General features: G+C 33.2%; 8 protein-coding genes and 1 pseudogene. 8 read left to right on the top strand and 1 reads right to left on the bottom strand.

What is annotated here, in order from left to right:
- The 7 genes and pseudogenes from JFT95_RS27830 to JFT95_RS27800 all read left to right on the top strand — a co-directional run.
- Positions 1 to 744, top strand: a complete 744-nt coding sequence (locus JFT95_RS27830) for a lipoprotein BA_5634 family protein (RefSeq protein ID WP_201053863.1) — start codon at positions 1 to 3, stop codon at positions 742 to 744.
- A 1,234-nt stretch (positions 745 to 1,978) separates the two neighbouring features.
- Positions 1,979 to 4,516, top strand: a complete 2,538-nt coding sequence (locus tag JFT95_RS27825) for a PBP1A family penicillin-binding protein (protein WP_201053862.1) — start codon at positions 1,979 to 1,981, stop codon at positions 4,514 to 4,516.
- 1,139 nt (positions 4,517 to 5,655) lie between these two features.
- Positions 5,656 to 6,342 carry a response regulator transcription factor gene (locus JFT95_RS27820; RefSeq protein WP_201053861.1) on the top strand — a complete coding sequence of 229 codons (687 nt, stop codon included), beginning with the start codon at positions 5,656 to 5,658 and terminating at the stop codon, positions 6,340 to 6,342.
- Entirely contained in the window at positions 6,339 to 7,415 is a 1,077-nt protein-coding gene (locus JFT95_RS27815) for a sensor histidine kinase (protein WP_201053860.1), read from the top strand. The genes JFT95_RS27820 and JFT95_RS27815 overlap by 4 nt, the downstream gene beginning before the upstream one ends.
- 255 nt (positions 7,416 to 7,670) lie before the next feature.
- A complete protein-coding gene (locus tag JFT95_RS27810; RefSeq protein ID WP_016126981.1) occupies positions 7,671 to 8,432 on the top strand; it encodes an ABC transporter ATP-binding protein in 762 nt (253 codons plus the stop codon).
- Between the two features lie 16 nt (positions 8,433 to 8,448).
- Complete coding sequence (locus JFT95_RS27805) at positions 8,449 to 10,278, top strand: FtsX-like permease family protein (RefSeq protein WP_201053858.1); 1,830 nt, start codon at positions 8,449 to 8,451, stop codon at positions 10,276 to 10,278.
- A 151-nt stretch (positions 10,279 to 10,429) separates the two neighbouring features.
- Positions 10,430 to 10,726: pseudogene (locus JFT95_RS27800) on the top strand (NUDIX domain-containing protein); the annotation flags it as partial.
- Between the two features lie 518 nt (positions 10,727 to 11,244).
- On the opposite strand, the gene JFT95_RS27795 reads toward JFT95_RS27800, so the two are convergent.
- Positions 11,245 to 11,955: a GntR family transcriptional regulator gene (locus JFT95_RS27795; protein WP_201053857.1), complete on the bottom strand. Its 711-nt coding sequence runs from the start codon at positions 11,953 to 11,955 to the stop codon at positions 11,245 to 11,247.
- Positions 11,956 to 12,124: 169 nt separating this feature from the next.
- Between JFT95_RS27795 and JFT95_RS27790 the strand changes: the two genes are divergently transcribed.
- Positions 12,125 to 14,017, top strand: coding sequence for a beta-glucoside-specific PTS transporter subunit IIABC (locus JFT95_RS27790; protein WP_201053856.1), 1,893 nt, complete (start codon positions 12,125 to 12,127; stop codon positions 14,015 to 14,017).
- Positions 14,018 to 14,029 lie beyond the last annotated feature (12 nt).

Here is a 14,029-nt window from a genome sequence, read left to right as displayed (position 1 = left end):
ATGAAAAAAAGAATTGGATTATTAATAGTAGCTAGTATTTCGATTACCATGTTAGGAGCATGTTCATTATTTGGTACAAAAGACTCTCCAGCAAATGGAATTTCAATAGAAGTAGGAACGATAAACGAACAAATAAGAAACTCTATAATTGACTCATACAAAGATATAACAACCTCACAAGACCTATATCAATTAAAAGAAGGGACTATAGATAATAATAAGCTTGACATAAAGCTACCGACTAAATTTGGGGATTCTATGGATACTGCTACTAGTAATTTACTATTTATTAGTAGAACAACTGCTGAAAAAATGAATAAAAAGGGACTTATTCGTGAAAGGGATAATAACGAGGGGCTCCTATCTTCAGTCCCTCTTGATTCGTTACCAAAAATAGAAAAAGATGAAACTATCATATTTGCAAATAAAGAATATAAAGACTTGAAAGAACTAACATTTGATGAGAAAAAAATGAATGTTCAATATAAAGGGGATGTATGGCTATCTCCATATCGTGGTGGATCCAAAGAAATCCTATTAATTGTAGATGATACATTATTTAAAGAAATAAATGGGAAAGAAAAAACTAGACAGATTCTATCTTTTAATAAATCTTTTGGGAATCTTAATTTAGTCAATAAAGGGAAAGCACCAGAATTAACAAAGGAAATAGATAAAATAAATACGGTTTTGGGAAATAAGGAAATGAGAGCCGTCAATTTTGTAAATATTACAGAAAAGTAAAAAATTACGTCTATATGGGTAAAAACTGGTCACCATCAAGTTAAGAAAAATAAATACACCAAAACGAAAAATCTCACTTCTTATCTGAAAAAAGATGAAAAGTGAGGTTTTTTTGCTTAGCATGATAATGTTCTAAAACGCTGATGGTATTACATGTCTATCAAGCTAAGATTGGATTTTCTATAAAATTCCATTTCTCGTTGTTGTACCCCTATTAACGTTTCGGTTCCGTTACTATACAAACTCAAATTTTTTCCTCATATCAAAGTGGAACAAATTTATTACTTAAATTGTCTATTAAATGTAATCCTAAAAACTTAGTGCCCAAACTTTATACATTGAGTCAGGTTTGACATCTATTTTAAGTACTGCAAAACACGAAAGGACTGATTATCTTGAATAGTACAAGGATGTTAAAAATAGGGATGTGTGTTGGAGTATTAAGTTTAAGTCTTGCAAGTGTAAAACTTTTTAAAGGTGAACCATTTTAGATGGAAGCAAAAGAAAAAGTAGAGAAAAATAAATATGCAAATTATGCGCCTCATTGAGCATTCACGCAACTTGAGAAAAGTTTGACGCTTGACTGGGTGTCTATCCAATCGACGCTGGTACAAACTGGGCAGTTACCTATCGATCACCTAACGAACGGTTTGTTTACGCATCTACCTTTAAGGCTCTGATTGCAGGGGCATTGTTACTACAATATCCAATTGACAAATTAGGCGATATTTTCACTTATACAAAATATGATTTAGTCAAGTGTTCACCAATTACAGAGAATCAAGTGGATACCGGTATGACTCTTGGGGGAAATTGCGGAGACGAATATTCATTATAGTGATAAAACTGCGGGGAACATTTTATTCGAAAAATTAGAAGTCGATTCTTTTTTACATCAAAAGAATCGTTTTTTACATTCTTTTCATTATGATTATGCTAACAAGAACCATTAAATTAGACGAGTAATTCAAGAACTCACTATTACAAACATTAGATATAGTACAAAGAGGTGAGGAACAGCTCACAATTCTCTTACTTTAAAGGGCAGCATTATTATAAAGAATAGATATGAAACTAGTTTGTTCAAGAGTTAATCTAAGTTTTATAATCTGCTGATTAGAAAAAATTTACTAATCTCGATTACTACACTTTTTTAATATAAGTATATTTCTAAAGGTGACCTCAATAGTTTTAAGTAAATCAACGGGAGAATTGAAAGGCAGGAGAAAGTAACATGTCAGAAAATTATCGTTCTCGAGAGGAGCGACGACAAGTTAAAAAGAAAAAACAACCAACTTCTAAAAAACAAAAACAACAAGGTAAAACATTGTTTCTTCGCAAATTTTTAATCAGTTGCTTACTACTTGGTATTGTAGGGTTAGTCGCAGGGGTTGCTACTTTTTTCGTTATGATCAAGGATGCACCAAAACTTGAGAAAGCAAAACTTGTTAATCCGTTATCCTCAAAAATTTATGATAAAGATGGAAAATTGATATATGAATATGGGAAAGAAAAACGAACGAATATTATGTATGATCAAATTCCTAAATTAGTAGAAAATGCGTTTTTAGCGACAGAAGATGCACGTTTTTACGAGCACAGTGGCGTAGACTTTAAAGGTACTGCACGTGCAGTTTTAGTCAGCCTAAAAGGTGATTACGGCTCTCAAGGTGGAAGTACGATTACGCAGCAAGTTATTAAAAATTACTTCTTATCGATGGAAAAAACGTCAAAGCGAAAGGCGCAAGAAATATTTTTAGCGTATAAGCTAGAACAACAGTATTCAAAACATGAAATTTTAGAAATGTATTTAAATAAAGTTTACTTAGGCAACCGTTCATACGGAATCGCAACAGCAGTACAAAATTACTATGGTAAGGAATTGAAAGATTTAACACTACCAGAAGTTGCGATGCTTGCTGGTTTAATGAAAGCACCTAATAACTATGATCCAACAAAAGAAAAAAATATCAAAAAAGCAACAGAAAGAAGAAATGTTGTACTTGAATTAATGAATCGACATGGTTATATTACAAAAAAAGAAATGGAAGAAGCATCAAAAGTTCCAGTAACAGAAGGACTTAAGAAAGCAACTGAACAAAAAGAAATGCCATATCCTGCGTTTATGGATGCGGTTGTGAAAGAGGTTGAAAAAGAGTTGCCAGATGCTAATATTGGATCTGACGGCTTAAAAATTTATACTACATTAGACCAAAAGGCACAGGATTTTGCGGACAAGCTTTTAAATGAAAACATTATAAATTATCCAAATGAGAAGTTCCAAGGGGCTTTCACATTTATGGATACGAAAACAGGAGAAATTCGTGCAATTGGTAGCGGGCGTGGTGAAAATAAAGCTGTATTTAAAGGACATAATATAGCGATTGAATTAAATCGTTCAGCAGGTTCAACGATGAAACCAATTTTTGATTACGCTCCTGCAATTGAATATTTAAAATGGGCTACTTACCATCAAATTGACGACTCTCCATTTAAGTATTCAACAGGACAAGAAGTTAGAAATGCAGATAGAAAGCATTTAGGACCAATTACAATGCGTGATGCATTGAAAACGTCCCGAAATATCCCGGCAATTAAAACTGCAAAAGAAGTAGGAATGAATAAATCAAAAGCTTTCTCTGAAAAGCTAGGTATTACATTTAATGTAGCACCGACCGAATCAACAGCGATTGGTACAAATGAAGCGTCACCAACTGAAATTGCAGGTGCTTATGCGGCATTTGGTAATGATGGTAAGTATACGAAGCCGCATTTTGTTAAGAAAGTAGTTTATCCAGATGGTAAATCAAAAAGCTTTGAGCAAAAGCCAAAACGAGTTATGAAGGATTCTACAGCATATATGATTACTGATATGCTTCGTACTTTTATTTCATCTGGATTGGGTACAGCAGCTAATATAGATTCTTTAGATGTAGCGGGTAAAACAGGTACAACAAACTATTCTTTAGAACAAATAGCACAATATAATCTACCAGAAAGTGCAACTCGTGATAGTTGGTTTGCTGGTTATACACCACAATATACGATGGCAGTATGGACTGGATATATAAAAGATAGTAAAGACGATTATATTAGTAGTAAAAATACGAAAATTTCTCAGTTGATTTTTAAAGAAATGATGAGCAAGATGGCTACAGATAAGTCGCAATTTAAAATGCCGAAAAGTGTAGTTCAAGAAGGTAGCGAATTACGTATTAAAGGTGAGAAACGTGATTCTTCTCCAAATACGACTGAAAAGCCAAGTAATAATAATCAAAATAAGCAACAAGAAAAGCAAAAGAAACAAGAAGAGCAAAAGCAAAGTGAGCTAAACAATAGTAGAAGCGAAGGAAATACAACGCCGCCAAACAATGGTAGAAGCGAAGGAAATACAACGCCGCCAAACAATGGTAGAGGCGAAGGAAATACAACGCCGCCAAACAATGGTAGAGGCGAAGGAAATACAACGCCGCCAAACAATGGTAGAGGCGAAGGAAATACAACGCCGCCAAACAATGGTAGAGACGAAGGAAATACAACGCCGCCAAACAATGGTAGAGGCGAAGGAAATACAACGCCGCCAAACAATGGTAGAGACGAAGGAAATACAACGCCGCCAAACAATGGTAGAGGCGAAGGAAATACAACATCACCAAACAACGGTAGTGGTCAAGGAAATACAGCGCCGCCAAACAATGGGGATGGTCGTGGAACGCCAACGCAACCAAGTTATGATGGGAATACAGGAGAAGATCCAGCAACTAATGGTTAATAAGTAATATAAAGAAATTGTTGATTCTGTTGCAAATTTTATAACCAGCATAAACAGGTTGATAAATGAGAAGCAATGTTTAGGAAGTAGCTAGTAATTGTTGAGATTCATTGTACGCTGAAAAGGCGGAGTCTCTTTGTAAAGCGCCCTAAACATAATTTCTATTCATTATTGACTACTTGATAAATAGATTATGTTTCCATTTTAAAGAGTAGGCAAAGTTTTTTAATGCTTGTTATTAGTTTTGTATGAAGTTAACTTCGGATAATTGATTATTGTATTCTTCTAATTGGATTAGATATTCATAATCCTTTTGCAACAACGAAATTTCGTTTTTTTAGTGTACGATGAATTACATCAATTACTAACGATCGCATAAAATCCATCTGCAATCATACCAACTTTTTATCTGCTAAGAAAATTTGCACCAGTCTCCTTTTGGGCTAGCGTATATATCTTACTAAATTTACGAATTTCTTTACGATAGTATTTAATGTAATGCCTACCCCAGAATCTTCTATAAATTACTATGGACTCCCTCTTGGATTATTGGAAGTTGAATCTAATACTTTACTTTATTTTTTAGGTGTTATTAATAAATATTATTACAATGAGAAGCTAATAGTGGACATTTCAAGAGTGACTATATATTTTTAAGACAAACTGCTGTAGAAAGATTAAGAATTCTTAAGAACTTTTGCCCCTTTTTCTTAAGGTTTGGATTCTAGAGTATGAGTATGAATTCTTACCAGTGGGGTGATTAAGTATGAATACAATTCACTTTCTTATTTCTGTATATAATGAGCCAAAAATCAGTTGGTGCAGCCCTTCCAAGTTTAAGGTTTATTGGAGATAAAATGATTGAAGGAATTGATTTGAAGAAAGTAAATTACATTGTCAAATATGGGCCAAGCACACGTGTATTAAAAGGGAAATTAATTATAAGAAGAAGGAATCTTATGAATTGTAATATGGCTTAGCAGTATATGTTGAACAATATATTAGGGGATTGATATCACTATATTCATTATGTTATTTCTTGTTTTCCGTTTGCAAGTTAACAATAAAGAGACGATAGACATGTCTCACCTGCAAATGTCTTTAATTGTTCAATATTAGAAAAAATGTGGAGGAATAATATGGAGTCAAAAATTCTTATTGTTGATGATGATAAAGAGATTAGAAATCTTATCTCTGTTTATTTAGAAAATGAAGGTCTGAAAACTCAAAAGGCTGAAGATGCTATTGAAGCTTTACAACTGTTAGAAGAAAAGGAGTTTGATCTGATTATATTAGATATTATGATGCCTAATATGGATGGTATTGAAGCGTGTATGAAGATTAGGGAAGACCGCAATATGCCTATCATTATGCTATCTGCAAAATCTGAGGATATAGACAAAATTCAGGGTCTAGCCTCTGGTGCAGACGATTATTTATCAAAACCGTTTAACCCATTGGAATTAATTGCTAGGGTAAAATCCCAATTAAGAAGGTTTAAAAAATACAATACGTCAATAGATCATAATAAAAGTATCCTAGAAATTGGTGATTTAACCGTGAGTACAGATACACGTCAAGTATGGGTAAGAGGAAAGCAAACAAGGTTAACTCCAAAAGAGTTTGATATTCTCGAACTACTTGCCCGTAACAAAGGGGTTGTCCTGAGCGTTGCAAAAATATATGAAGCCGTTTGGAAAGAGGTTTTTTATAAATCAGATAATACCGTCATGGTGCATATTACAAAAATAAGAGACAAAATAGAAGAGGATTCTAAACATCCCATTTATATTAAAACTGTGTGGGGAATTGGGTATAAAATATGAAGAAGATTAGTTTTAGAAATAAAATAATTATAAAACTTTTGCTTGCTGTTGCAGTAAGTTTTTTTATCTCGTTTGGTTTTACAATCCTCACTTTTCTATTCATTTTAGATCCATTATTTAGAAAATACGACCATTGGGGTTTGTTTGAATTCAATATCGCAATGTTGTTCTTATTTGCGTTCGCAATCTTTACCTTTATAATACTTTTTTTGATATTGGTTCGAAAGAAAATAGTATATTTGAAGCTCATTTCTGATAATGTGAATGATATTGCCAATGGAAAACTAGGTCTGACAATTGGGATTAAGGGGAAGGACGAATTGACCCAACTTGCTCAAAATATCAACTATATGTCCAAGGAATTGGAAAATACATTTGAACAGGAAAGACGATTAGAACGTACAAAAAATGAACTCATTACCAACGTATCTCATGACTTACGCACACCGTTGACATCTATTATCGGATATGTAGATTTATTAAAAAGAGGGCAATACGACAGTAAAACACAATTACAGGAATACCTCGAAACCACTTATTTAAAATCACAGAGACTGAAATATCTAATTGATGAACTGTTTGAATATACCCGTTTATCAGACCTCGATGCTAAGTTAAACCTTAATGAAGTTGATTTATCAGGTTTGTTGGAGCAAATAGTTGGAGAATACATACCTATATTTGAAAAGGAAGGTTTAATCGTTCAAAAATCAATAACGGAAGAAACAATACCTATTTTCATGGATGTAGAAAAAATGGTACGTGTTTATGAAAACCTGTTTATGAATGCGATAAAGTACAGCATGAAACCATCCGAATTATCAATAAGTCTTGAACTAATAGGTAACAAAGCAATTTTAAAAGTATCAAATAAAGTCGAGAAGCCACCTGTTAGCGATCCAAATAAATTGTTTGAAAGGTTTTTCAGGGGAGATAAGGCAAGAAAAGATGACCAGGGAAATGGTCTAGGGCTTGCTATCTCAAAAAGAATTGTTGAACTTCATCATGGTAATATACATGCAGAGTATAAAGACGGCTGGATGTCCTTTATTGTTGAACATCCAATCAAATAGAAAGGCTTATGGAATTACAGGTTCCATAAGCTTTTTTTTATAAAATCTTAAGAATTCTTAAGGGTTTTACGGGGTGTTTTCTAATTTTCATAGTTTATCATGTATATATTGAAAGCGATGAGGTGAGTGAAGTAGATAAAGAAGAAAGTTTTCATTGTAGCTTTAAGGTGGATGCAACATGAAAATTTTATTAAAAGCAAATAAGAATAGCAGCTTATTTTAAAGAAATGAAAAAACAAACGTAGGAGGATATATATGACAAAACCAGTTGTAGATGTGAAAAACGTCCAAAAAGTGTACGGTAAAAAAGGTGAGAATCACTCACACGCGTTAAAAGGTGTTTCATTCTCAATTCAAGAGGGTGAGTTTGTCGGAATTATGGGACCTTCTGGTTCTGGTAAAACGACATTATTAAATGTAATTTCAACGTTAGATAAAGCAACGGGCGGCGTTGTTGAAATTGCAGGAACTGATATTACGAAAATGAAACAAGGTGAGCTTTCTGATTTCCGTTCACAAAAGTTAGGATTCATTTTCCAAGACTTTAACTTATTAGAGAACTTATCTATTTACGAAAACATCGCTCTTCCACTTTCACTTCAAGGTGTTTCATCACGAAATATTGGACCGAAAGTAGAAAAAGTAGCTGATATGTTAGGCATTTCAGCAATACTTCAAAAGTATCCATCTGAAGTATCTGGTGGACAGAAGCAACGTTCAGCAGCAGCACGTGCGTTAGTGCATGAACCAGCAATTATTTTAGGGGACGAGCCAACAGGATCGCTTGATTCTAAAAATGCAACGAGTTTACTGGATGCGATGACAAACTTAAATAAAGAGCAAGGCGTATCTATTATGATGGTTACTCATGATCCATATAGTGCAAGTTACTGTCAGCGTATTTTATTCATTCAAGATGGTGAGCTATATAAAGAAATTTATTGCGGTGGTACACGTGAAGAGTTCTATAAAGAAATTTTAGACGTGCTTGCAAACTTAGGTACACAAAAAGCGTAAGGAAGGAAGTTCAATCATGTTATTTAAGCTTTCCATGTCAGGCCTAAAAAGTAAGTTGCAAGATTACATTGTCTTACTTGTTGGTCTTATTGTCTCTATTTCAACTTTTTATATGTTTCAAACATTAGCACTCAATAAGGCGTTCCTTGAATCTAACTCTTCTATTAGGGATATTGTGTCTGTATTTAAAATTGGGTCCTTTTTGTTAGCGTTTATCACATTTTTTTATATTTTATATGCAAACTCTTTCTTATCATCTCTTCGCCAAAAAGAATTTGGTATGTATATGATGTTAGGAGCAAAAAAGCATAAAGTTACCTTACTTATGTTTATCGAAACAATTATATTAGGTGCCGCATCTCTTGTGGTTGGAATTACAGTTGGTGTAGGGCTCGCAGAAGGTATCGGTCAGTTACTAATGAAACAATTAGAACTTCCTGTTAGTGGTTATCAAGCATTTTACATGCCATCTATGACGGTTACTTGCATCTTTTTCTTTGCATTATTTGTACTATCAGCAAGTATAAGTAGTATTAAGCTAGCGCGTTTTTCTGTATTACAACTTGTACATGCAGATGCACAAACAGAACGTGTCGCCATAAAAGGAAAAATGACAGTTGTAGTTGCAATCCTTGGTGTGATTTTATTGGGTATTGGTTATGCATCACTAATCTATATGAAATATGCAAACCCGCTAATTGGTCTGGGATTAATGGCCGTTGGATTAATCACAGCAACCGTTGGTACTTACATGTTATTTGGATCACTTCTCCCAGTTATGATTAACAAGTTAAAGAGTAATAAAAAACGTAGTGAAAAAGGCCTCAATGCTTTTACTTTTGCACAATTAAATTTCCGCATTAATGGCCTAACAAATGTGCTTGCAACAGTAGCAATCTTAGTGGCTCTTGGTGCTGGTGGAATTGCTTGTGGTATGGCATTTAAAAACAACATCCTAAAAATGACAGATCAAATGCGAATTTACGATTCAGTCATTCATAATCCAACAGCGGAAGAAAAGAAAATTTTGGGTGGTATCTTATTTCAAGAAAAACTTGAATATCATTACAAAGTTGATGATAGGTATGTTTATTATCTTAAAGAAGATTTAGAAAAAAATCGCCCTTTCTTGCAAGGTATGAAAACAGAAAAAGTTTCAGAGGGATTACCCATTGGTGCATTTTCAATAAAATGGGTTAAAGGAGAGACCGACACAAAACAATGGATCCAGGCTTTCAGAACGATCCAGCCAAATTATTTATATCCTGATTATGAAATGAAAATTGTAGATCAAAACATATACGATGGGTTGAAGGGTAAAGAAAGTACTGTGTTTATGGGGAAAACAGATGATTTTGGATCATACATAAAAGAATGGAAAAAACTTGATGAATTACAGATATCAAGATATAAAAATGTGAAAGCGGAAGAATTGGATAGTAAGTATCAAGCGTATATTGTGAGTCATGATTTTGCCAGCGGACTAATGTTTATGGGTTTTTTCGTTGGAGTTGCATTTTTAGCAATGATGGCAAGCTGCTTAATGTTTAAAATTCTATCCGGTGCATCCAAAGATAGTACACGTTATCAAATGCTTCGTAAAATCGGTGTTCGCCGAGAGTTATTAGCACAATCAATTTATAAGGAGTTATTCTTTGTATTCTTAGTCCCAGCAATTGTGGGTATTGTTCACGTATTAGTTGGTATGAACATGTTCAGAGTTCTTTTGCCTGATCCGTACAATCGTATTTGGGTACCAATTATTATTTTCGTAGTGATTTACTCGATTTACTATTTTATTACAGTTCAATTGTATAAAAGAATTGTACTTCCGAAAGAAAATTAATGTAATGATATTATTTATACGAAATATCAACATAATCTGCCCCCATTTATTGATCATTCTAAATGGGTTTGGAAATAATAAATGGACTAGCACTACAATCCATAAACGGTGTTTAATGTTCCGTATGATACTGTGTTTTTAGTAATGAGTTTTGGAATTTCCGGAAAGTATTGTTGATAGTGCCATTAGAGAAGTTAAAGAGGAAACTGATCTTGAAGTTAGCAACCTTGTTTATAAAGGACTTTATGAATATGTTAATCCGATCGTCAAAGACCGATATATGATATTTAACTATTTTACAAAAGACTTTAAGGGGGATTTACTAAAAGATTCACCAGAAGGAAAAGCTGTTTGGGTGAATATCAATGAAGCTTAAAATCTTCCTATGTAGAAATCCATTCGTAGAAGATTCCCTTTGTTCTTTGAAGAAGTAACATTCGAAATTTAAGTGGAATGGGATCACGAAAAAAATCATGAGGGACTAGATACTATAAAGAAAACATAGACAAAACAATGCTGGCCTACACATATTAGTAATATCTAATATGTGTAGGCCTTTTAATTTTAAGCATTTATTAATTTAGGTCTTGATAATATACGAAATTCGCGTTTTGTTGCCGTACTCCCTTATGATAAGGATTCTTTTTGCATCAAAAATCCACAAATAAAAAAAGATAAGGAGTAAATAAAAGGATAACCATCATATTTTTATTATATATTATTTTTAGTTAATTTGGGATGTTAATCCCATAATTAACATTTATATCTATATGGGGTACAGCCGAGATACGTGTAAAAATAGGTCATATCCTTACTTTTATTTCCAATATGATTTGAAATCGGATTTTTTATTTTTTGGCTTTATTAAATTATATTGTTGATAATTACGATATAAAAATGACTTATCGATAGGATAAGTCATTTTTCAATTTCCAGTTCGGTTATTGGGGGTTTTGATATATGATTTTATAGAAAATGACTATTTGTTTGTATAAAGAATTGTGATTGCTCGTAGTTATAAGTAACTTTTGAAAAATTAAATGGCTGACCATTTGTTAAATGAAAAATGCCTTCAACATAAAGCTTAGGTGATCCATTCTCCAAATCCAAATATCCGGCCTCTTCTTTATTTAGTTTTCCTACATGAATATATGAATCTGCAAAGCCAACTCTTAAGCCTAATCCTTCCGTAATATAATTAAATATAGATTCAGTTACAATCTCCTTGTTTAAATACGTTATTATAGATTTATTGTAATATGATTCCTCTAAACACAACGGTTTTTGGTTAATGTACCGAATCCTTTTTACATAATAAATATCATCATCTAGATTCATATTTAAATTCTTTGCTACTTCTGGTGTTGGTTTTTTAACTTCTAATTCAACTACTCTTGCAGTGATATTACAATCCTCAAGATCTTTTTTAAATCCTTGATTAGAAAGTAAACTAATATAGCCTTTTCTTTTATGCCTTCTAACAAATATTCCGCTTCCTCGAACTTGAAACACTACACCCTTTCTCTCTAAAAGGTCTAATGATTTAGTAATAGTACTTTTGCTTACTCCAAATTGATTCATTAACGTTTCTAAATTTGGTAATTTATCTCCTTGTTGAAGCTTATTATTCTCAATGTACTTTTCAATTTCATTTGCAATTGTTTGGTATTTTAACATATACATACCTCATTAAATTATTTATTTCGCTTAATATCAAATATAGCATAAACCTATTAATAGGACATCTAATATAATCGTTAATGAATAATAATTTTGTTAAGTTATTGATTAATTATACCGGTACAATTATAATAAGTGTGTATAAAAGTCGAAGGAGGGAGTAAGATTGTCAAAAAAAATTAGAGATTATCCTAAACTTGCAAAGGATATTTTAGAAGCTGTCGGCGGAGAAACGAATGTTATTAATGCTACACGATGTGCTACAAGGCTTAGGTTGGTACTTAAGAGATCTAATCCAAAAGCCAAAGAAAAAGTTGCAAGTTTACCTGGGATTATTGCGGCTGTAGAAAATGGTGGGCAATTTCAAGTTGTTATTGGGCAACATGTAGGAGAAGTCTATGAAGAATTTGCAGGTTTAATAAACACCGATATTCCTAGTGAAACAAAAGAAGAAAAAAGAACAGTGTTAAACCGTATAATCGCAACCATGTCAGCGGTTTTTGCCCCATTTCTTTATATTTTAGCCGCAGCTGGCATTTTACAAGGTTTACTAATATTAATAAAATTACTCTCTGATAACTTTGTAGAAACTGGAACTTATCAAGTTCTAAACTTTATTTCTTGGGCGCCATTTACTTTTTTACCGATTTTTATCGCAATTACAGCATCAAAGCACTTTAAAACAAACATGTACATAGCAGTGGCGTGTTGTGCTGCATTAGTAAGTCCCTTATGGACAGAAATGGCGGCGCAAATTGCAAAAGGACATAGTATTACTTTTTTAGGTATTTCCTTAACTGAAACAGTGTATACATCTTCAGTGTTACCACCACTATTTTTAGTGTGGACTTTGTCCTATCTTGAAAGATTTTTAAATAAGCGAATCAATGAGGTAATTAGGCCGTTATTTGTACCGTTTTTATGTATGGCAATAATGGTTCCGCTTACATTGTTGCTGATTGGACCTCTTATAACAATGGGAGCAACAGGAATTGCAAATGGTTATAATTTCTTAGCGGAAAATGTACCTGCATTAGCTGGAGCTATTATAGGAGGGTTCTGGCAAGTAATAGTTATTTTCGGTATTCATTGGGGGACTACTCCTATGGTGTTAGCAAATTTTGATTTGTATGGTAGAGATTCATTCCAAGCCTATCAAACAATTGCAGTGGTTGCACAAGTTGGTGCCGTACTGGGTGTTGTTTTAAAAGCGAAAAGTCAAGATGTGCGCAAAGTCGGAGTTTCAGCGGGTATTACTGGACTTTTTGGTATTACAGAACCATCTATTTATGGCGTGAATTTAAGATTTGAAAAGCCATTTATATTCGGATGTATTTCAGGCGCTATAGGTGCAATTACAGCTAGCTTTTTTAATCCATACTACTTTGCCTATGCGGGGTTACCAGGTCCATTAACGATTGTAAATGGTATAAATGCTGACTACCCAATGTCTATCTGGGGAATTTTATTAGGTTCTGGGGTTGCGATTATTTTACCTATCATTTTAGTTCAAATATTTGGATTCGGTGAAGATACAGCAGAAAAAATAGAAGGTGAAAACTTAACAGCAAAACAAGAACGCGAGACAAATATCCAACAGAATAATGAAGAAACAATCGGTGCTCCATTTAGTGGTAATGTTATCACACTTTCAAAAGTACCTGATGAAGTATTTAGCTCAGGTGCTATGGGGACAGGTTTAGCTGTAGATCCGTCAGATTATAAATTATATGCCCCATTTGATGGAGCAGCTGTCAGGATTGCACCTACCAAACATGCGATTGGGTTACGCTCAGAATCTGGTATTGAATTGCTTGTACATATTGGTTTAGATACAGTTAAATTAGCTGGAAAGCCTTTCACTATACATGTAGAAGATGGTAGAAAAATCAAAAAAGGGGATTTATTAATTGAATTTGATAAAGAATTAATTCAAACACAGGGGTTAAAAACAATTACACCTATTATCATAACAAATTCGAATACTTATAAAGAAATTATTGTAGCAGATATTTCTGAAACCAAACTATATCAGAAATTATTTACAGTAGTAAAATAAGGAGGAATAAAC

Source organism: Bacillus sp. TH17 (genome assembly GCF_016651125.1).
Classification (GTDB): Bacteria; Bacillota; Bacilli; order Bacillales; family Bacillaceae_G; genus Bacillus_A; species Bacillus_A mycoides.
The sequence above is the reverse complement of the archived record's forward strand: the minus strand, read 5'-3'. Positions and strand labels throughout refer to the sequence as shown.